Annotated in this window: 16 protein-coding genes; 9 read left to right on the forward strand and 7 right to left on the reverse strand. The window is 41.7% G+C overall.

Features of this window, described 5'->3' with window-relative positions:
• Nucleotides 1-51: 51 nt before the first annotated feature.
• Together FTT70_RS05295 and FTT70_RS05300 are read right to left on the reverse strand one after the other, a co-directional pair.
• Nucleotides 52-1,416, reverse strand: coding sequence for an MATE family efflux transporter (locus FTT70_RS05295; protein WP_373685737.1), 1,365 nt, complete (start codon nt 1,414-1,416; stop codon nt 52-54).
• A 38-nt stretch (nt 1,417-1,454) separates the two neighbouring features.
• Nucleotides 1,455-1,916, reverse strand: a complete 462-nt coding sequence (locus tag FTT70_RS05300) for a DMT family transporter (RefSeq protein WP_131260603.1) — start codon at nt 1,914-1,916, stop codon at nt 1,455-1,457.
• Between the two features lie 122 nt (nt 1,917-2,038).
• Between FTT70_RS05300 and hemW the strand changes: the two genes are divergently transcribed.
• The 4 genes from hemW to FTT70_RS05320 all read left to right on the forward strand — a co-directional run bounded on the left by hemW (nt 2,039) and on the right by FTT70_RS05320 (nt 6,116).
• Complete coding sequence (gene hemW / locus FTT70_RS05305; protein WP_180112695.1) at nt 2,039-3,193, forward strand: radical SAM family heme chaperone HemW; 1,155 nt, start codon at nt 2,039-2,041, stop codon at nt 3,191-3,193.
• 141 nt (nt 3,194-3,334) lie between these two features.
• A complete protein-coding gene (locus FTT70_RS05310) occupies nt 3,335-4,444 on the forward strand; it encodes a DNA cytosine methyltransferase (RefSeq protein WP_004974609.1) in 1,110 nt (369 codons plus the stop codon).
• Nucleotides 4,428-5,516, forward strand: a complete 1,089-nt coding sequence (locus FTT70_RS05315) for an HpaII family restriction endonuclease (RefSeq protein ID WP_131260601.1) — start codon at nt 4,428-4,430, stop codon at nt 5,514-5,516. Before FTT70_RS05310 ends, FTT70_RS05315 begins: the two co-directional genes overlap by 17 nt.
• Before the next feature lie 81 nt (nt 5,517-5,597).
• Complete coding sequence (locus FTT70_RS05320) at nt 5,598-6,116, forward strand: DinB family protein (RefSeq protein WP_180168380.1); 519 nt, start codon at nt 5,598-5,600, stop codon at nt 6,114-6,116.
• A gap of 194 nt (nt 6,117-6,310) precedes the next feature.
• Here FTT70_RS05320 and FTT70_RS05325 read toward each other — a convergent pair whose 3' ends face one another.
• On the reverse strand, nt 6,311-8,134 hold the full coding sequence (locus tag FTT70_RS05325; RefSeq protein WP_004974621.1) for an acyl-CoA dehydrogenase C-terminal domain-containing protein: 1,824 nt from the start codon (nt 8,132-8,134) through the stop codon (nt 6,311-6,313).
• 225 nt (nt 8,135-8,359) lie between these two features.
• Between FTT70_RS05325 and FTT70_RS05330 the strand changes: the two genes are divergently transcribed.
• A complete protein-coding gene (locus FTT70_RS05330) occupies nt 8,360-10,753 on the forward strand; it encodes a hypothetical protein (protein WP_180168381.1) in 2,394 nt (797 codons plus the stop codon).
• A 102-nt stretch (nt 10,754-10,855) separates the two neighbouring features.
• Here FTT70_RS05330 and aroE read toward each other — a convergent pair whose 3' ends face one another.
• The 3 genes from aroE to hemF all read right to left on the reverse strand — a co-directional run bounded on the left by aroE (nt 10,856) and on the right by hemF (nt 13,209).
• Nucleotides 10,856-11,644, reverse strand: coding sequence for a shikimate dehydrogenase (gene aroE, locus FTT70_RS05335; RefSeq protein WP_104852603.1), 789 nt, complete (start codon nt 11,642-11,644; stop codon nt 10,856-10,858).
• A gap of 96 nt (nt 11,645-11,740) precedes the next feature.
• Complete coding sequence (locus FTT70_RS05340; RefSeq protein WP_004974627.1) at nt 11,741-11,947, reverse strand: hypothetical protein; 207 nt, start codon at nt 11,945-11,947, stop codon at nt 11,741-11,743.
• Between the two features lie 317 nt (nt 11,948-12,264).
• Nucleotides 12,265-13,209 carry an oxygen-dependent coproporphyrinogen oxidase gene (hemF, locus tag FTT70_RS05345; protein ID WP_179995202.1) on the reverse strand — a complete coding sequence of 315 codons (945 nt, stop codon included), beginning with the start codon at nt 13,207-13,209 and terminating at the stop codon, nt 12,265-12,267.
• Between the two features lie 231 nt (nt 13,210-13,440).
• On the opposite strand from hemF, the gene hemN reads away from it, so the two are divergent.
• On the forward strand, nt 13,441-14,814 hold the full coding sequence (gene hemN, locus FTT70_RS05350) for an oxygen-independent coproporphyrinogen III oxidase (RefSeq protein ID WP_096901232.1): 1,374 nt from the start codon (nt 13,441-13,443) through the stop codon (nt 14,812-14,814).
• A gap of 44 nt (nt 14,815-14,858) precedes the next feature.
• On the opposite strand, the gene ribA is transcribed toward hemN, so the two are convergent.
• On the reverse strand, nt 14,859-15,461 hold the full coding sequence (gene ribA / locus FTT70_RS05355; RefSeq protein WP_004974633.1) for a GTP cyclohydrolase II: 603 nt from the start codon (nt 15,459-15,461) through the stop codon (nt 14,859-14,861).
• A 308-nt stretch (nt 15,462-15,769) separates the two neighbouring features.
• Between ribA and dxs the strand changes: the two genes are divergently transcribed.
• From dxs to FTT70_RS05370, 3 genes are all read left to right on the forward strand, one after another.
• Nucleotides 15,770-17,680, forward strand: coding sequence for a 1-deoxy-D-xylulose-5-phosphate synthase (gene dxs / locus FTT70_RS05360; RefSeq protein ID WP_180168382.1), 1,911 nt, complete (start codon nt 15,770-15,772; stop codon nt 17,678-17,680).
• A 104-nt stretch (nt 17,681-17,784) separates the two neighbouring features.
• Entirely contained in the window at nt 17,785-18,615 is an 831-nt protein-coding gene (locus FTT70_RS05365; RefSeq protein ID WP_180168383.1) for an inositol monophosphatase family protein, read from the forward strand.
• A 484-nt stretch (nt 18,616-19,099) separates the two neighbouring features.
• Nucleotides 19,100-20,941 (forward strand): DEAD/DEAH box helicase, encoded by a 1,842-nt coding sequence (locus tag FTT70_RS05370; protein ID WP_096901229.1) that lies wholly within the window; start codon nt 19,100-19,102, stop codon nt 20,939-20,941.
• The last annotated feature ends 168 nt before the right edge of the window (nt 20,942-21,109 follow it).

The following is a 21,109-nucleotide window of genomic DNA, read 5'->3' on the forward strand; positions in this document are numbered from 1 at the left end:
AAGACCCACGTGCCAAAACGTATTTTGGCATGTAGGTGAGTAGGCTGAGGTTTATGCTGTAAATTGGCGTTCCAGTCGTTGATTGTTGAAATATAAACGGGTCAGAAGTAACACACAGGCAATGCTTAAACCGACAATCAGCCCGACCCAAACCCCTGCAGCGCCCATACTGCTGTAACGAGTTAAATACACGCCAATGGGGAAAGCCACAACCCAATAAGCAAGCATGGTAATCCACATTGGGCCCTGAGTGTCTTGCATGCCACGCAAACAACCTGCTGCGCTAATTTGCCATGCATCCATGAGTTGATAGGCAATCGCAAATAATAATAGAGACATCGTCACTTGCGCCACTTGCGGGTCGCGGGTGTAAATTGAAATGATTTCAGGACGGAAAAACCACATCAGCGTCATTGTAGAAAAGGCAAATACAGTTGCAGTTGCAAAGCCTAAGCCTTGTACTTTAAGCATGGCGTGAATATTTTGTTCGCCATAATATGTGCCAATACGAATGGTCAGGGCAATTGCCAAAGACATGGGAATCATAAATAACTGAGATGTGACTGACATGGCAATTTGATGGGCTGCCAGTTTGGTTTCTCCCAAAGGACTGATCACAATGGCGGCAGTACTAAAAATACTCACCTCAAAGAAAATGGCTAAACCAATGGGCAGTCCTAACAGCAAAATACGTTTAATCCAGACCGCATCAATCGCTTCCCATTGGCTAAATACCTGCGTGCTTTGATAGGCGCGATTTTTAAAAATATAAAATGCCAAACTTATGAACATTAACCATTGCAAAATGGCGGTGGCAAAGCCGCAACCCGCACTACCCAGTTCAGGCAGAGGCCCCCAGCCATACATAAACATAAAGTTCAGCGGAACCAATAAAACCAATGCCAACAGACTAATTACAGTCACAGGGCGTGGATAGCCCAGTGCTTCCGAATAACCGCGCAAGGCAGCATACATGGTCACGGCAGGCATCCCAAAACCAATGGCATGTAAAAATAAGCCTGCTTTGGGCTGTAAATTTTCAGGCACACCAAATAATGGCAATAGTGCAGGCATGAGCTGTAAAATCAGCCCTGCAATCACACCTAAAATAAACGCAATCCATAAAGACTGACGGGCGATGGTTGCAATTTTTTCTGGGGTACGCGCGCCTTTAGCCTCGGCGACTAAGGGTGTGGTAGCAATCATAATGCCACTGAACAGCAGCATAATGGGCATCCATAAACCAACCCCAACGGCAATAGCAGCTAAGTCGGTGGCAGACATGTGACCTGCCATAATGGTATCAATCAGACCTAAACCTGCTTGCGCAAATTGTGTGACCAAAATTGGAATCATCAGTTGAAAAAGCTGTTTTAATTCAAAACGGGTCGTGGTCACAGAATGTATATTTGACACAAAAAATCTCAATGTATGAGGTGCTTAGCGTTTGGGTATTAGCGTTGTAAAGTGAGAAGCACACCAATAAAAATCACCACGCTACCTAAAAGACGTTGCCAATTGATACTGACTTTTTCAGTGCCCAAGAACCCAAAATGATCAATCAGCATTGATGTGACCATTTGTCCAAAAATAATCACCCCAGATAAAGTGAGTAAACTTAGTTTTGGAGCACTATAAATACTCATGCTGATGGCATAAACCCCTAGACATCCGCCAATCCATAAATACCATGGGATGTTGAGCAAGGTGCTGAGGTTGGGTTTTTCGACTTGCTGAAAAAATACCAGTATGGCTAAAACTATTGTACCAACCAAAAAAGAGAAAAGGGCAGCTTGTAACGGAGAATATAAATATTCACGCAATTGGCTGTTGATTGCAGTTTGAAAGGCCATTGCAATCCCGATGCCCATCGCCAGTGGCAAAATTAAGAGTAATTGGCTGGATATCTTCATCATTTTCACATTTTTTCTTATTAAACAGATTCTAGTCTAAAGTAAATTCTAGGGAATACATCAGTGTCCTGCTGTAGTCATGTTAAAATCTGTATCACTGTTTTGATTTTGCATTGAGTCTGTCTTTGAATCCACTTCAACCCATTGATATTCCTTTATCTTTATATATTCACATGCCGTGGTGCGTGCGTAAGTGTCCGTATTGTGATTTTAATTCACATGCTGTGCCTGACGGTAAGTTGAGTTTAGATTTAGAACAGGAATATCTACAGGCTTTGCTGGAAGATTTTAAAACCCAGACTCAGTTTGCGCAGGGGCGGAAAATTCACAGTGTTTTTATTGGCGGTGGCACACCTTCGCTAATTTCAGCACAGGGGTATCAATGGTTATTTACACAGCTGAAAGCCGTGCTAGCTTTTGAAGATGACTGCGAAATTACGTTGGAAGCTAATCCGGGAACAGTGGAGCATGATCCCTTTGCAGATTATTTGGCTGCAGGCATTAACCGTTTGTCGATTGGCGTGCAGAGTTTTAATACTGAGCATTTAAAAAAATTAGGGCGTATTCATTCTAATGATGATGCGATTGCCGCAATTGACTTGGCGCGTGAAGCGGGCTTTCAGCGAATTAATGTCGATTTAATGCATGGCTTGCCTGAACAGACTTTGCAGCAAGCACTGCAGGATTTAAAACTGGCAGTGGAACATGGTGCAACGCATATTTCATGGTATCAATTGACTATTGAGCCTAATACTGTTTTTTTCCGCACTCAGCCAATTTTACCTGTAGATGATGTCTTGGAAGAAATTCAAGCGCAGGGTGAAGCCTATTTAACTGCGCAAGGTTTTGTGAATTATGAAGTGTCTGCATGGCGTAAAGAGTTGCCGTCTGCACATAATTTAAATTATTGGCAGTTTGGCGATTATTTGGCGATAGGTGCGGGGGCGCATGGCAAAGTGACTTTGCATGATGGTGTGTATCGCTTCCAAAAAACCCGTTTGCCGAAAGATTACTTAGCCAAAGTACCTGCGGAAAACTTGCAGTTTAAAGCAATTGCAGCCGATGAGTTGCCATTTGAATTTATGATGAATGCACTGCGCCTGAATGATGGGGTTGAGGCAAACTTGTATACTGCCCGCACAGGTTTAAACTTGGATGATTTGCAGGATATTTTAAATACATTGCGTCAGCGGCAATTGTTGCAGGATGATCCGAAGCGATTGGCATGTACCGCGCAAGGGCATGTATTTTTAAATTCGGTGTTGGAAGCATTTTTGTGATTTGAGTTCAGCTCAGGCATCTGTCCTAACGCTTATCGAATATTGTGCTAGAGCGACAGCTTGTGTCTTGCACTGCATGCTATTTAAGGTAAATTTTGTTATTGTAATGGCTTTGTTATTGTATCGCCTTGAAGGTTTGAGATGAACTCTACTAGTCCAAAAGTTTTAAAGGCTCATGGTGAATTAGTGGTAAACAAAGAGGAAAACCTTTCCCTCTTTGAATCAATCCCTTTTTATCCAGAATACCCAAGTAAATTTAAATTTATTGACCTATTCGCAGGAATTGGTGGATTTCGGCTAGCGTTACAAAATCTTGGTGGCGAGTGCGTATTTTCATCAGAAATAGACCTATATGCCCAAAAAACATATTCCGTCAATTTTGGTGAAACGCCTTATGGTGATATCACTTTAGAGTCTACTAAAAATGCGATACCTGATCATTTCGATATTTTATGTGGAGGCTTCCCTTGTCAGGCTTTTTCAATTGCAGGTAAAAGATCTGGATTTGAAGATACACGCGGTACGCTATTTTTTGACGTTGCGGATATTATAAAACGGAAACAACCTAAAGCTTTCTTTTTAGAAAATGTTAAAGGCTTAATTAGTCATGATAAGGGAAATACACTTAAAACTATTTTAAAAACATTAAGAGATGATTTAGGTTACTACGTTGCTGAGCCTCAAATTATAAATGCTAAAGATTTTGGTGTTCCCCAAAATAGAGAGCGAATTTTTATTGTAGGCTTCCATAAAGATACTGGAATTCAAAATTTCTCTTATCCACAACCATTAAATAAAAAAACCTGTTTTGCCGATATAAAGGAAACTCAGGTTGTACCTACTAAATATTACTTATCTACACAGTATTTAGATACCTTGGAAAAGCATAAAGCTCGACATGAAAATAAAGGAAATGGTTTTGGTTACGCTATTATTCCAGATCACGCAATTGCCAATGCCATAGTTGTAGGTGGAATGGGGAGAGAGCGTAATTTAGTTATAGATCATAGAATTACAGACTTTACTCCAACTACTAGAATTAAAGGAGAGGTAAATCGGAAAGGTATTCGGAAAATGACGCCAAGAGAATGGGCACGGTTGCAGGGGTTTCCAGATCATTTCAAAATCGTGGTTTCAGATGCCTCAGCCTATAAACAATTTGGAAATTCTGTTGCTATTCCAGCGATACAGGCAACTGCAAAAGAAATATTAAAAGCATTGAAGATTGGTGAGTATGATTACAGCAAATAAGGGGGAATGGAGTGAACTCTATGCCCTTTTTAAATTACTATGTGATGGGGAGTTAAGTGCGGGTGATGAAAACTTAAATAAAATAAATAATTTAATTTATCCTGTAATTAGAATTTTACGTCAAGAACATCATCATTTATTCACTTATGTACCGCATAAATCAGAGGGTATAGTAGAGATTTTGCGGGGTGAAGATGTTTTTCAGATACCATTACAGGAACTCAGAGATATTACTCAGTTTTTGCTGGCAGAATTACAGAAAAAGCAAACGGCATCATTTACTATTCCAGATGTGGAAAACTTTATATCCAGATACCAATCAAATAAGATTAAAGCAAAATCTAGTGCGAAAAGTGATATTAGAATCGTAATTTATGATGCAAAAATTGGAACAATGCCTGAATTGGGATTTAGCATAAAGTCAAAATTAGGTAAACCATCCACATTGTTAAATGCAGGAAAGACAACAAATTTTATTTTTGAAATAAAAAATATTTGCCTAACCGAAAAAGAGATTGAAGATTTTAATCAGCTTGCATTGCCACAACCAATTATTAAATCTCGTATAGCACATTTAAAAATGTTGGGAGCCGATATTAAATTTTCCCATTTAAATAATGCTGTATTTGAGAATAATTTAATTTTGTTGGATAGTTTACTACCAAAAATTATGGCAGAAGCTATATTTAAATATTACACATCAACTCTTAATTCAGTTAAAGATATTTTTAATGAAATTTCTTATGAAAATCCAATGAAATATTCTTTTGAACATCAGCATCCTTTTTATCAGTTTAAAATTAAAAAATTATTGTGTGAAATAGCAATTGGAATGATGCCTGGTACAGTTTGGACAGGTAACGAAATTGATTCTACAGGTGGATATTTAGTAATTAAAGAAGATGGCGAGATCATTTGCTATCATCTGTATCATCGCCATGAATTTGAAGAGTATTTATACAATAATACAAAGTTTGAGATGGCAAGTAAAACCAAGCATGATTTTGGTCAATTATTTCTAAAGGACAATAAATTGTATCTGTCTTTAAATCTACAAATTCGCTTTAAATGATTAAAAATATATCTTTTATCTTAATATAGTTTGAACTTTTGATTCAATTTTCATAATAAAACTCAAATAGGATAATTTTAAATGGATTTAAAAACGTTTGAGTTACTTGCCCGCTATAATCTTTGGGCAACTCAAAAACTAAATCAGACTTTGCTATTGGTTTCAGATGATGATTTTTTCTTGGATCAGGGCTTATATTTTAAAAGTATTTTTGGCACTCTGAATCACTTGTTGGTCGGTGAGCATCATTTGTGGTTTCCACGTTTTGCTTTGCACCACTCACCAATTTTGCCATTAGATAGTATTGTGGAAACCAACAGAACACAGCTTGTTGAGCAACTTGAAAAGAAGGCTGAAAACTGGATTTATTTTTTAAATCAGGTGGATGAGAATGTTTTTCATCAAGAGCTGCACTATAAAACATCAACTGGCGTGGAGATGCACTTACCCTATGCTGCAACCCTAATGCATGTGTTCAATCATGCAACTCATCATCGTGGGAAAATTACCGCGGCTTTAACCGCAATGGGATATGTCTGTCCTGAGCTTGATTTAATTTATATGTTGCTAGAAGACAAGGCTAAGAAGCGAATTGAATGAAACGACTAGAAATTTTATGTCTAGTGATTTTAATTTTTCTGATTTTATATCTGATTCAGTGGGTATTTCATGGTTTTCCAACAGCACATTAAAAGTAATTTTAATTGATGTGTAGATTCGAGTACTGACTTTCTGAAGTAAACACCAAAAGAGCGCATTACGCGCTCTTTTGATTTACATCTGCTTAGAATATTTTAGTAGTCAAAACTAAAATGTTCTGGTGCTAATGCAGTCATGGTTTTAGATGGATTGACCATTGCTTCTGCATGACCTTGGGTACGTGGCAATAAACGCTCAAAGTAGAAATCTGCAACTTTGATTTTGGCTTTATAGAACTCAGGTGTTTCCTGACCATTGCCTTCAGCCAATTTGGTCGAAGCCACAGCCGCTTGTTGCGCCCAGAAATAAGCCATCATGACATAACCAGAGAACATCAAGAAGTCCACTGAAGCACTGGATACGATGTCACGGTCTTTACGAGCTGCCAACATAATGCGCACGGTTAATGCGTTCCATTGAGCACATAGCTTGGTTAAGTCCCATGCAAAACGACGCATGTATTTGTTACGTGCATGCTGACCACAGAATTTCAAAATTTCAGCGGTGTAGTCACGAATCACTTTACCTTTAGAGCTTAACAACACTTTACGACCAATCAAGTCGAGCGCCTGAACGCCAGTTGTACCTTCATATAAGGTAGAAATACGTGAATCACGTACAATTTGCTCCATGCCCCATTCTTTAATATAGCCGTGACCGCCGTACACTTGCATGCCGTGGTTGGCAGCTTCATAACCCATTTCAGTTAAGAAGCCTTTTAAGATTGGGGTATAGAAACCTAAATGGTCATCATGCGCTTCAAAAGCTGCAGTATCACCACGCATTAAAGCGTCGTTCATTTTATCTGCCAATTGTGCAGCATGATAAATCATGGCACGACCACCTTCTGCCACGGCTTTTTGCGTTAAGAGCATACGACGTACATCGGCGTGGTGAATGATTGCATCAGCTACTTTTTCAGGGTCTTTTTTACCTGAAAGCGCACGCATTGACATACGTTCTTTGGCATACGGTAATGCACCTTGGAATGCCAATTCTGCATGGCAAATCCCCTGAATTGCTGTACCAATACGTGCAGTATTCATAAAGGTAAACATGGCATGTAAGCCTTTGTTTGGTTCACCAATCAAATAACCCACGGCATTGTCAAAGTTCAGGACTGCAGTTGCAGACGCGCGAATCCCCATTTTGTGTTCAATAGAGCCACAAGTGACAGGATTACGCTCACCCACCGTACCTTCTGCTGTTGGCAAGAATTTCGGTACGATAAATAATGAAATACCTTTTGTGCCTGCAGGCGCATCTGGGAGGCGTGCTAACACAATATGAATGATGTTTTCAGTCAGGTCATGTTCGCCTGCAGAAATAAAGATTTTGGTACCTGAAATCGCATACGTACCATCGGCTTGTGGTTCTGCTTTGGTTTTTACCTGACCTAAGTCGGTACCACATTGTGGTTCAGTCAAACACATGGTGCCTGACCAAGTACCTGCAACCAAGTGCGGTAAATAGGTATCTTTTTGCGCGTCTGTACCAAATTGCATAATGGTGTTGATACAACCCACGCTTAAACCTGGATACATTTGGAATGACCAGTTTGCAGTACCCATCATTTCAGATTTAATGAGGTTTAGCGACATTGGCAGGTTTTGACCGCCGTATTGTTCAGGATAAGACAGACCTTGCCAGCCACCTTGCACAAATTGGTCATAGGCTTCTTTAAAGCCTTTCGGTGTGGTCACATTGCCATTTTCAAAATGACAGCCTTCTTCATCGCCTGATTGATTAAGAGGAGAAAGTACATTTTCACAGAAATCTGCTGCACCTTCCAAAATCATATCGACTGTATCTGCGTCCGCAAGTTCACCGTTAGAAAGATTTTTGTAGTGGGTCGGGTAATCAAGCACTTCGTTCATTAAGAAACGAATATCGTGTAATGGGGCTTTATATGCTGGCATAGTCTTAATCCTAATTTAGAAATAGTTTTGGATTATCTGTATCGATATGTTGATTATTCACACTCATGATCAAAAAACATTGATAAGAATAGCGAATAAAAATGTCAGAAATGCGAATAGTGAAAATTATTCACCTTACAAAAACGAATGAAGTGTTATGTTACAATGTATCATAATCTATATGTTTTAACAGACCAATCTATAATGAATATAAGGTGTTTAGCAATGAAGATACAATTAAAATATTTATCTTTATGTCTTTTTAGTTTAGCTGCTACAGGTTGTTCGCAGCATGTCATTAAGACCAATTCCAATCAGACGGTAAGTATAGAACAAAAGGCAATTACGGGGTTAAATGCCATCTTTGAAACACCTAGTTATGATTTTCAGGGCAAATTACGGGTACAGAGCAATTTAGTTGAAGCAACACCAAAAGTAACGGATATTGCTCCTACCACACTTGATCCTGTACTTAAAAAGCAATTAGATCAGTATTTAAAACAGCAAAAAGTCCGTTTAAGTACACAAGAAAAACAAAACTTATATACGGCAATGGCTAAGGAACAAAACTCTGCTTCCTATGCTGCAGGGGCAATCGAAAAATCGAGTCCTTTTAATTTTCTGTTGAATGTATTGAATGATACTGAGTTTAGCTACGATGGCTCGGTGCATTATCGGCAAAAAATTGCTGCTTTGAATGTGGCAGCACGCTATGAAAAACCGACACTTTTGGTGCAAATGAAAGTACCGATGGTGGTCGATTTTAATGAATATAAGTTCTATACCAACTATTTTTCTTTGTTGCCTTATTTGGTGAATAAAGACAGTCAAAATGACTTTGCCTATATCGACTTTTCTAAATACAAAGCCGATTTTGAGCGGATTAAAGTGGCACAATTTGCCGAATACTTAAAAGCCATGAATGCGGTGCCGTATGTATTGGCAGATTCTAAACATATTCAAAAGTTATCTTTAACTGCACAAGAACGTCAGCAAAAAATTAGTGAAAAAATTCGTTTGAACAGTAGTTTGGAAGATATGTTGCTGCAGCTTGCCATGTTTGATCAGGTCAATGCACCGTATTTGCAACAGACTGTATTGGGGCAGGCGACCACAACCGAAGATGCTGCTGAACAAGCTGAAATTACGCAAGATACATCGGCCAAAGAAAGTGTTGAAGACTACTTGAAACACAATGAAACTGCTGAAGATTATGGCATGAGCCAAGAGGCTTTTGTGGCGTATCAAGCCACCCTTGCTTTACGTGATTTGGTCAGTCAGAAATTTTATGCAACTGAAACGACAGTGAGTAATGTGGCAGATTATTCAGCAGATGCCAGTGAAGATGCCATGATCGCAGCTGAACAAGCCGTTCAGGCAGCGGCTGCTGAGCAGGCAGAAGATTCAGCAAGCACCGCAAGTATGCTAAGCGAACAAGACTGTCAGCGTTTGATCGAAACAGCAAAAACAGCCAAAGTTGGAGATTTAACCTACTGTGCTTATGCCTATGAATTAGAAGCATTTAGCCCAAGTCGTGCTGAGCAGGCACAATCGGTTTTAGATGAGCACTTTGCTTCACCGCAAGAAAAGCTAGCTAAAGTTTTTGAACCATACCGTTCGGAACAATTGGTCGATGCCGCTGCTTTCGCAGCTTTGTGGCAAAAACATCAGGCTGAAATTCAACAGATTATGAATGCTACACCTAAAGATAAAAAAACACCGATGCAAATTGATGTGGCTTTAGATGATCAGGGGCGTGCTGCAAAAATTGATTATGCACTGCAATTTAAACGCGAAAATTACGGCACAATTCATGTGTATAACGATGTCAGCATTGCGAATTATGGGCAAGCCAGCAAAATTGACCGTAGTGCGCTGCGTCAAGCCAAATCCATTCAAGAAGTCAGTAAAGACTCAATTTTAGAAAAATGGGTGACAAATTTAGGGCGTACCTTGGAGCAGGAAACTGCAGAAAATAAAGATAAGACCACTGCAAAACCCGCCTTAAGTTATGATGAAGAATTAGCGCAGTTGGCACAAAAAACCTATCAACAAACAGAATCTTTTAGTCAGACTTATCAGACTTTATTTTTAGTGCACATGGCAGCAGAGCAAAGTACGTGGGTAAAAAATCTTAGTCCACAAACCTTGCAGGAAATGGCAGAAGTGTATGCCTATTGGTTCAGTGATGAGCGCTACTATGACCCGAAAGGTGCCGCGCTAAAACGGATTGAAGCTTTACAAGCCAAGCATCATTTAGAAGAAGATGAGCAATTTAATAATGCAATTGGTCGTCGTATCAATAATTTGACTGAAGATGCAGTCGATGAAAATAAAGTCGCACTTGAATGGCGTAAGCTGAAACAGCAATACAAGCAACCACAACAGATATTTGCTCAGCAATATTTAAAAGCCTATGAAGCAGCTTATGATTGGGATGTGCCTGACTTGGAGAATTTAAAGAAAACGGCACACATTTTGGGGCAGACGTATGTTGATCGTCAGCAGGGCAAATTGAGCCAAAATTCAATTCGCACTTTAACTGAAGATCAGGCTGAACAGATTGATTATGAGTTATATATGGATGTGTATGAAGATATGCAGAAATTTTTAAAATAAACCGTGGGTGAAAAATGGGCAATCAGCGTTCAACAAGATTGCCCAGTTTAAATAAAAAAATAGCCCTTTGCTGCTCAAGGGCTATTTTTATTTGGTGATGATTTAGAGGAAATCTTTTAATTCAGGTTTCACGCCATTCCAAATATAAAAAGATTCAATCGCCTGTCCGACCAGCATGCCAAAACCTTCCGATGTCGGTACGCCACGCGCTTTGGCTTGTTCTAAAAAGCTCGAAGGTTTGCCATAAGCCATTTCATAAGCAAAATTAAACTGCAAACACTCAGGCAAGGTGAGGGCATCTCCCGTTAAGCTGGCAGACGTCGCATTAATGGCTAAATCAAATTGACCTGTTAAATCGGTAAGTGCCATGGCTTGTAATTCTGCTTGCGGTACGGCAGCTTGTAGGTCAGCAACCAGTTGTTCAGCACGGGCAAGGGTGCGGTTGGCAATCACAATTTTTTTTGCGCCTGCTTGTACCAACGGATAAATTACCCCGCGGGTTGCACCACCAGCGCCAATAATCAAAATATCACTGTGCTCTAAATTCCAGCCCAAAGCACGAATGGCATCAACCAAACCCTGACCATCGGTATTGTCGCCATGCAAAACACCATCTTGCATCCACAAGGTATTGACTGCTTTGGCAATTTTGGCACGTTCGGTTAATACGCCACATTGGGCAAATGCTTGCTCTTTAAAAGGCACGGTTACATTCATGCCTACACCGCCCTGATTAAAAAAGTCTGCAACACTGTCTCTAAAACCATCAAGAGGGGCAAGGCGTTTGCTGTATTGCAGGTCAATGCCTGTTTTTTCTGCAAAGGCATGATGCAGTTCAGGAGAACGTGATTGTTCAATTGGGTTGCCAATCACGGCAAATTGTTTGCGCATTTGCCAAAATCCATGTGCTGAAATGTGCATCAATATACGTCAAATTCAGCGCGGACTAAAGCCTATGGCGGTATAAAACGGTGGGAGTCTTTGGACTTAAGGATTACAAATCTCTAAAACGGTTTCTAATACCAAAATAGTGGCAATCACGAACATGGCAATGCCCGCTAAAATGCTGCTACTAATGGCTAAGCCATCTGAAAGATGACTTTCAAAAATAAAGGTCATGCAAATTGAGCCAAGTAACATGGCAAAGGTTGCCCAAAATAAAAAGATTTTGTGTTTGAACAGCGGACTAAACATGCGGATCTCCTGACAGATGTGGCGCAGTGTGACATAAGGCTTTGACAGTTTGATGAATTCGCCTTTGACTCATGGTTTGATGTATGGATAGTTAAATCCTATTTGTGCATGGTCGAATAGGGTGCGCGGTCACATCATCTATTAAAATCCATCCGCACTATCATGACAGTTAATTCATGCTGTGCATATTTATTGATTTGAAAATAAGCAATAAAGTTTGTAAGTAAAAAAGCGATTCGTGGAAAAATCGCTTTTTTGAACCTTGAATGTGATCTTTTTTACACTGCGATGTAGCAAGGTTTCACCAGTCGCGAGCTTTAACTCGTCTTGAGATTTAACCAATCGCGTGGTTTTAAATAATAGTCAGTGAGTTTTTTCTCTGCGGAATCTTCTGCCCATTCAGGACGGTACGACCATCCCGCCAAGTTCGGTAAGCTGACTAAAATGGACTCAATCCGTCCACCTGTCTGCAAGCCAAATAAAGTGCCACGGTCATAGACCAGATTGTATTCCACATAACGTCCACGACGGTAAAGCTGGAACTCACGTTGTGCTTCGGTATAGGCTTTGTCACGATTACGCTCAAAAATAGGCAGAATTGCAGCCAAATAACCGTTACCCACCGCCTGAATATAGTTGAAACAGGTGTCAAAGTCCCATTGATTCAGATCATCAAAAAATAAACCACCCACGCCACGCTGTTCATCACGGTGCTTTAAATAAAAATAGTCATCACACCATTGTTTATGTTCTGCATAGACTTGATCGCCAAAAGGCGCACATAAGTCATGTGCTGTTTGGTGCCATGCCAACACATCTTCATCATTTGGATAAAATGGTGTCAGGTCAAAACCACCACCAAACCACCAAATTGGCGGTTGTCCTTCAGGTTCAGCGACAAATAAACGCACATTGGCGTGCGAGGTGGGTACATGCGGGTTTTTCGGGTGAATTACCAATGACACGCCCATCGCCTGCGCAGGTGCGCCTGCAATATTTGGATGACGTTCAGTTGCAGAAGCAGGCAGTTTGGAAATATTGATGTGCGAAAACATCACTCCGCCTTTTTCAATGACCGTACCGTTTTGTAAGACGCGGGAACGACCACCGCCACCTTCATGACGTTGCCAGTCATCAATTTCAAACTGTGCGCTTCCACCACCTGCCTGTTCTTGTTGTTCTAAAGCCGCACAAATTCGCGCCTGCAAATCGAGAAGAAATTCACGTACACGTTGAATATCCGCGTGAGTAGGATGCGACATGGCCACCTCAGGATAAAAATAAAATGGCTTACATCAAAACATAAAACTGTCTAAAAATTAAGGGGTTTATCCAGTTTGCTGCAAATCGCTCAGGCAATTGCGCAAGGTGCTTTGTATTTCAGCATGTATTCCGAGCAAAAGACTAGGTTGATTTCCATGCCTAAGCTCAGCACAATAGTTTTTACAATCTAAATTTTAGTCAGCAGCAATTAACTGAATGGGGCAGAGTGGATGACACAGCAGGCAAATTCTTTAATTCAAAAATACAATGTGCCTGGACCACGTTATACCAGTTATCCAACCGTACCTTATTGGGATGATGCTACTTTTTCAGCCGAGGCATGGCAGCAGACGCTGAAGCGTTCTTTTGATGAATCTAATGCCAGCGAAGGCATTAGTCTGTATATTCATTTGCCATTTTGTGAAAGTCTATGCACTTTTTGTGGCTGTCATAAACGTGTCACCAAACGCCATGAAGTTGAACAGCCATACATTCAGGCGTTATTAAAAGAGTGGGACTTATATTGCCAATTGCTCGAAAGCACTCCCATCATTAAAGAAATTCACTTGGGCGGTGGCACACCAACTTTCTTTTCTGTCGAACATTTGACGCAGCTCATTCAAGGCATTCTGGCAAAAGCCAAAGTGGCAGAACAGCACGAATTTAGTTTTGAAGGTCATCCCAATAACACCACCCGCGAACATTTACAGGCCTTATATGACTTGGGTTTTCGTCGGGTCAGTTATGGCGTGCAGGATTATAATGAAAAAGTGCAGCGCGCCATTCATCGGATGCAGCCTTTTGAGCATGTGCAACGTGTGACCGAGTGGGCGCGTGAAATTGGCTATGATTCTATTTCACATGATTTGGTTTTTGGTTTGCCCTTTCAAAATCTAGACGATGTACTGAATACCATTGAGCAGACCCAACGTTTAATGCCAGACCGTTTGGCATTTTACAGTTATGCGCATGTGCCATGGATTAAAGGCAATGGGCAGCGTGGTTTTAAAGATGAAGATGTACCTAAAGATGAATTAAAACGTCAGTGCTATGAAGAAGGCAAACAGCGTCTTTTGGCCTATGGTTATCATGAAATTGGGATGGATCACTTTGCCTTAGAACGTGATGGTATGTATCAGTCGTTTAAAAATGGTACCTTGCACCGTAATTTTATGGGCTATACCGCATCTAAAACGCAGCTTATGATTGGCTTGGGTGTTTCATCTATTAGCGACAGTTGGTATAGCTTTGCGCAAAATGAAAAAAGCATTGAAGATTATTATGCCCGTTTAGCCTGCAATGAAATTCCTGTGTTTAAAGGGCATGTGCTGGATCGGGAAGATTTGGTAATACGTCAGCATATTTTAAATTTAATGTGCAGCTTTGAAACGTCGTGGGCCAGTCCAGAATTGGCATTTCCTGAAATTGAGCAAGTGCTGCAACAGTTACAGGAAATGCAGGAAGATGAATTACTGCTCATTCAAGATCAGCACATTCAGATTTTGGAAAAAGGTAAACCTTTTGTGCGCAATATTTGTATGGCCTTTGATTTGCGTTTAAAACGCCGTATGCCGAATAATCGTATTTTTTCGATGACGATTTAAGTAAGTTGAGTAGAAATTATTTAATTCAAAAATTAAAAGGTGACTCAGAAGTCACCTTTATCATACATGTGCGCCATGCGTTCGTGTTTGGTTTGCAAATATTCTTCATTGAATGGATTTAGACCCACAGTTAAAGGCACACGGTCTACCACCGTAATCCCTTGTTCCTGTAATGCTTGAATTTTCAAAGGGTTGTTGGTGATTAAGCGCACAGCTTTAACCTGCAAATGATCTAGCATAATGCTGCACATATCATAGCGACGTGCATCGGCAGGTAAATTCAGCATTAAATTGGCATCCACCGTGTCATGTCCTTGATCTTGCAGGGCATAAGCACGAATTTTATTGGTCAAGCCAATCCCGCGACCTTCTTGGCGTAAATATAAAATCACACCTTGTCCTGCGTCATTAATCAGACGTTGAGTGGCTTGAAGCTGTGGGCCACAGTCGCATTTTAAAGACGCGAAAGCATCGCCAGTTAAACATTCTGAGTGAATCCGTACCAGAACGGGCTGGGTTGGCGCAGTGTCCAAACCTTTGGATAATGCCACGTGTTCTTCGCCAGTTTCAGGATCTTGAAATACCGTAATGTTGAATTCACCAAATGCGGTCGGTAATCGTGAGGTTGCGACAAACTTAATCGGCACTGTTTAACTCGTGAAATAGTCGATAAATTGTTTAAAGTATAGCGTAATGCTCAGACATTAGTAGAATAGCGAACACGAATTTATACAGAAGATTTTCTTTTTTGTATAAAGCGCACGATAATGGTTGATAAATAGTTAGATTATTCAGGATAATCTACCCACCCAACGTGTGCCCAACTGAAATCACTGCTCAAAACTACATCGCTAGAAATGTGGCTGATTGAAGGTAATACCATTCGGTTATATGATCGAGTAATTCCCATTGACCTCGCTTAGGATTTGCCAGGCTTTAGAAGGCTTTGCCACATATGCTGTATACAGAAATTCCAACTCAACGCCCTGTAACACCATTGCTCGATGCGATTGACCATCCGCAGCAATTACGTTTACTCGCGCAAAGCCAGCTTCCTCAGGTGGCAGATGAGTTACGTCAATTCATTTTGTATGCCGCAGGTCAAAGTGGAGGACACTTTGGCGCAAACTTAGGCGTGATCGAACTGACCGTTGCGCTGCATTATTGCTTTAATACCCCACACGACCGCTTAATTTGGGATGTCGGTCATCAGGCTTATCCGCATAAAGCCCTGACAGGACGCCGCGAGCAACTCACCACCATTCGTGCCAAAGATGGTTTGGCTGCATTTCCTGCACGTGAAGAATCTATTTTTGATACCTTTGGCGTTGGTCACTCCTCAACAGCTATTTCTGCTGGTTTGGGGATGGCGTTGGCACGACGTTATCAGCAAAACCCATGTGAGGTTGTTGCCATTATTGGCGATGGTGCTATGACAGCAGGTATGGCTTTTGAAGCCATGAATGATGCAGTGGCCCACCAAGCCGATATGATGGTGGTGCTGAATGACAACGATATGTCAATTTCATGCAGCACAGGCGGCTTTGCTAAACATCTTGCTGCTATTTGGGAACGTGGTGAATCGGTTTATGTCAGTGAAACTGGCGAAGCTTACGTGCAGCCACATCCGAAATGGACGTATAACTCGCGTTTACACTGTGCTGCCACTGAAGCTGCAGACAATTTATTTAAAGCGATTGGGTTTGATTATTTCGGCCCTTTCGATGGACATGATGTTGAACAACTCACACACGTATTCAATGCGCTGAAAAAACGTAAAGGCCCACGTTTAATTCACGTTTATACCAAAAAAGGCAAAGGCTTTGCGCCTGCAGAAGCCGATCAAATTAAATATCACGCCATTGGTAAAATTCATGCCAAAGCTGCACCAGTTACCGCACCTAAATATTCTGATGTATTTGGGCAGTGGTTATGTGATCAGGCAGAACAAGATTCGCGTTTATTGGCAATTACGCCAGCCATGTGCGAAGGTTCGGGCATGGTGCAATTTGCCAAACAATTTCCTGAACGCTATTTTGACGTCGCGATTGCCGAACAGCATGCCGTGACTTTGGCTGCGGGCATGGCCTGCGAAGGTTTAAAGCCTGTGGTGGCGATTTACTCTACCTTCTTGCAGCGCGGTTATGACCAACTGATTCATGATGTCGCTTTGCAAAACTTAGATGTCACTTTTGGCATCGATCGTGCAGGTTTGGTGGGTGAAGATGGTCCAACCCATGCAGGTGCTTACGACTACGCCTATATGCGTACCGTACCGAATATCGTGATTATGGCGCCAAAAGACGAAAATGAATGTCGTCAAATGCTGCACACCGCTTATTTATATAACGGTCCTGCAGCAGTGCGTTATCCACGCGGGCATGGTTTGGGTGTCGAAATTCAGCAGCAAATGACAGCAATTCCATTAGGACAAGCTGAAATTGTGGCGCAGTTCAATCCACAATATGATGACTATATTTCAGTGCTGGCTTTTGGTAGCCGTGTGCAAGCGGCAGTTGAGGCGGCAGAAGCATTTGCTCAGCAGCATGATGTCGCAGTACGTGTGGTGAATATGCGTTTTGTGAAGCCATTGGATGAAAAACTGTTAGCTGAGATTGCAGACAGCACTGCATTATTCGTCACTGTAGAAGAGCATGCGATTATGGGTGGTGCAGGCAGTGCCGTGAGTGAATACTTGGCGAAGGCCCAGATTGTCAAACCGATTATTCATTTAGGTTTAGAAGATAGCTTTATGCAACAAGCGACACATGGTCAAATGCTGCAACAGGCAGGTTTAGATGCACAAGGCATTGAAAAATCAATGCAAAATGCTTGGCAAAAACTGCATCAATCTATATTGAATTAATTTTTAGCAACACTTCTTCCCCAAAAGCCTCAATATTTGCTAAAATATTGGGGCTTTCATGCATTATTCTTTATCAATCTCTTCAAATTTGTAGTGGGTGTTCAATGGAACCTATGGTGGTGATGGCTGCGCGTGCGGCTCAAACAGTTGGTCAAGAGCTTTTAAAAGCGCATCAGAATCGTCATAAACTCGATCTACAAGTCGAAGAAAAAGGCATTGATGGTCCTGTAACGCGCGTAGATCGTTACCTCGAGCAATTGACCATTGATACATTACGCAAAAGTTATAAAAATCACAGCTTCCTGGGCGAAGAATTTGGCATGCAGGAAGGCAAAGGTCACGATGCCGACTGGTGTTGGGTGATTGATCCTTTAGATGGCACGCTAAACTTTGTTCACGGTTTCCCTCATTTCTGTATTTCGATTGCAGTGCAACACAAAGGTGTGACACAGCACGGTGTTATTTACGACCCTGTAAAAGATGAATTATTCTCTGCGAGCCGTGGCCGTGGTGCGATGATGAATCAACGTCGTATTCGTGTAAATGTAAAAGACAGTTTAGACAACACCTTCTTGGCAGTGGGTCATGCTTATCGTGCTAAGCGCGATGGCGAAATTGTTTCTTATGCCAAAAACCATTTTGAAAGTTTATTGAATGTGACAGAAGCAGGCGCTCAATACCGCCGTGCAGGTTCTGCTGCATTAGACTTGGCTTATGTGGCTGCAGGTCGTTTAGATGGTTATTTTGAACTTGGCTTAAAACCGTGGGATATTGCTGCGGGTGAGTTAATTGTGAAAGAAGCGGGCGGTACTGTGGTCGATGCACGTGGTGGCAGCGACTCTGTGGAAAATGGGCAAGTTTTGGCATGTTCAATGAAAATGTTAAAACCACTTATGAAAGCGGTTGTGCCTGCTTGGGGAGAAGCAGCGAAATAATCAGCTGATCATATTTATACTTAAATAAGACACTTAGCAAAGCTCTCATCCTGAGGGCTTTTCTTTTACCTAACGGTCTAAAACTGCTGGTTTTAAATCTGTTGTTATCGTCCATATACTAGCCATAAAAGCAGAATCTATCACTGTTTACACAAAAAACTGCAAAAGTCGATTAAATAAGGTGACTTTTAAAATAATCCTGCTATAATCCGCGCACGCACTTAATTTCTGTTCATTACCTGAACATTTCTCTTCTAATCATTGTGTATGCGCGTGCGGTCCAAAGAGAGGACGATATCTCGCGCCCCAATCGCTAAAGCGATTCCTTCAGGTTAAGCCGTAATCATGCGTGCGTTATATCACATCGTCGTTACTCGGATCGCCGCTGAATCTTAAATTGTCAGCGATAATTGCTGTACCGCTTTTTGCCGATGTCCATCTGACTTTATTTAATGGAGCACCCATTTTCAGGGTGAAAATCTCTATGAGCAAAACTTTTGCTGATTTTTCTTTACATGAATCTTTACAACAAGCTTTAGAAGGCTTGAACTTTACTACGCCGACTCCTGTTCAAGAACAATCGATCCCAGCGGCACTTGAAGGTAAAGACTTATTGGTATCTAGCCAAACAGGTTCTGGTAAAACTGCTGCATTTTTACTCCCAACTTTAAACGCGCTTGCTAATCAAGATACTTTCGTACCATTTAAAGAGCGTATGAAAGCTATTACTCAGCCGTCAATTTTAGTGCTTTGCCCAACACGTGAATTGGCTCAACAAGTTAGCCAAGACGCGATTGCATTTGTACGTCACATGAAAGGTGTACGTATTGCAGCAATCATGGGTGGTATGCCTTTTGGTAAGCAAATCCAACAATTAAAAGGTGCGCAAGTGGTTGTAGCGACTCCAGGTCGTTTACTTGACTTGGTGAACCGTCGTCAAATCAAACTTGATAAAGTTGATGCCTTAATTGTAGACGAAGCTGACCGTATGCTCGATTTAGGCTTCTCTGAAGACCTAGAAGCGATTAGCGATTTAGCTGCTAACCGTAAGCAAACCTTGATGTTCTCTGCAACTTTTGCCAGCCGTATTATCACACTTGCAGAACGCATGATGAATGAGCCTGTACGTATTGCGATTGAAACAGGTCACTCAACGAACATGGACATCACCCAGACTTTACACTGGACTGATGGTTTCGAGCACAAGAAAAAATTATTGTCACACTGGTTATCTGATGAAGGTGTAGATCAAGCGGTTGTATTCGCATCTACTCAAGAAGATACCGATATGTTGGCTGAAGAATTGGCTGAAGCGGGTCACTCGGTTGTTGCACTACACGGTGCAATGCCACAAACCGTTCGTAACCGTCGTTTACGCAGCATTCGCGAAGGCCGTGCAAAAATCTTGGTTGCAACAGACGTTGCAGCACGTGGTTTAGACGTACCAACTATTTCTCACGTGATTAACTTCGGTTTACCAATGAAAAATGAAGACTATGTACACCGTATTGGTCGTACAGGTCGTGCGGGTCGTACTGGTAACGCGATTACTTTGGCAACTTACCGTGAGCGCGGCAAAATCCGTGCGTTGGAAGATTTCTTAGATGCACGTTTAAGCGTTTCTGAAATTGAAGGCTTAGAGCCATCTCCACCTCCAGCACGTTCTGGTCGTGACGGTGGTCGTGGTCGTCGTGATGGCGGTCGCGGTGGTCGTGGCGGTTTTGGTGGCGGTCGTCGTTTTGAAGGCGAAAGCAACTTTAAACGTCGTGAAGGCGGTGATGAACGTCCACGTCGCAGCTTTGATGACAAACCACGTGGTGAACGTCCTGCATTTGGTGAAGATCGTCCGCGTCGTGAGTTCAACTCAGACCGTCCACGCCGTGAAGGTGGTTTCGGTGACCGTCCACAACGTTCATTTGAAGATCGTCCGCGTCGCGAGTTCAACTCAGACCGTCCGCGCCGTGAAGGTGGTTTCGGTGATCGTCCACAGCGTTCATTTGATGACCGTCCACGTCGTGAATTTAATTCAGACCGTCCGCGTCGCGAAGGTGGCTTCAACGATAAGCCGCGTTTTGATGCGAATGATGACAACCGTGGCAACCGCGTAGACTACAAACCACGTCGTGAAGGTAGCTTCGGTGATCGTCCAAAACGTGATTTTGGTGATCGTCGTGAGGGTGGTTTTGGTGACCGTCAACCACGTTCGTTTGATGATCGTCCTAAGCGTTCTTTTGGTGGTGAAGATCGTCCACGTCGCGAGTTCAATTCAGATCGTCCACGCCGTGAAGGTGGTTTTGATCGCCCACGTCGTAAATTTAACGACTAAGATCGCGATAGCAATTTGTATAAAGAAAAACCAGTGCTCAGCACTGGTTTTTTTATGTTAAATATTTTTGTTTTAGATAAATAAAATGTATAATGAGTCACGTTTTTAACTATATTTGCTAATTATGAACATCAATAGCTTACGATTGCTCATGCAGACGAGAGAGGG

It is taken from the genome of Acinetobacter sp. YH01003, from assembly GCF_013420525.1.
In the GTDB taxonomy this organism is placed as follows: domain Bacteria; phylum Pseudomonadota; class Gammaproteobacteria; order Pseudomonadales; family Moraxellaceae; genus Acinetobacter; species Acinetobacter towneri.

What these genes read in the sequence shown, in the direction of transcription:
- FTT70_RS05300 (WP_131260603.1), bottom strand. Translation starts at nt 1,916, where the DNA reads ATGATGAAGATATCCAGCCAATTACTCTTAATTTTGCCACTGGCGATG.
- FTT70_RS05310 (WP_004974609.1), top strand. Translation starts at nt 3,335, where the DNA reads ATGAACTCTACTAGTCCAAAAGTTTTAAAGGCTCATGGTGAATTAGTG.
- FTT70_RS05315 (WP_131260601.1), top strand. Translation starts at nt 4,428, where the DNA reads ATGATTACAGCAAATAAGGGGGAATGGAGTGAACTCTATGCCCTTTTT.
- FTT70_RS05320 (WP_180168380.1), top strand. Translation starts at nt 5,598, where the DNA reads ATGGATTTAAAAACGTTTGAGTTACTTGCCCGCTATAATCTTTGGGCA.
- FTT70_RS05325 (WP_004974621.1), bottom strand. Translation starts at nt 8,134, where the DNA reads ATGCCAGCATATAAAGCCCCATTACACGATATTCGTTTCTTAATGAAC.
- FTT70_RS05330 (WP_180168381.1), top strand. Translation starts at nt 8,360, where the DNA reads ATGAAGATACAATTAAAATATTTATCTTTATGTCTTTTTAGTTTAGCT.
- aroE (WP_104852603.1), bottom strand. Translation starts at nt 11,644, where the DNA reads ATGCGCAAACAATTTGCCGTGATTGGCAACCCAATTGAACAATCACGT.
- FTT70_RS05340 (WP_004974627.1), bottom strand. Translation starts at nt 11,947, where the DNA reads ATGTTTAGTCCGCTGTTCAAACACAAAATCTTTTTATTTTGGGCAACC.
- hemF (WP_179995202.1), bottom strand. Translation starts at nt 13,209, where the DNA reads ATGTCGCATCCTACTCACGCGGATATTCAACGTGTACGTGAATTTCTT.
- hemN (WP_096901232.1), top strand. Translation starts at nt 13,441, where the DNA reads ATGACACAGCAGGCAAATTCTTTAATTCAAAAATACAATGTGCCTGGA.
- dxs (WP_180168382.1), top strand. Translation starts at nt 15,770, where the DNA reads ATGCTGTATACAGAAATTCCAACTCAACGCCCTGTAACACCATTGCTC.
- FTT70_RS05365 (WP_180168383.1), top strand. Translation starts at nt 17,785, where the DNA reads ATGGAACCTATGGTGGTGATGGCTGCGCGTGCGGCTCAAACAGTTGGT.
- FTT70_RS05370 (WP_096901229.1), top strand. Translation starts at nt 19,100, where the DNA reads ATGAGCAAAACTTTTGCTGATTTTTCTTTACATGAATCTTTACAACAA.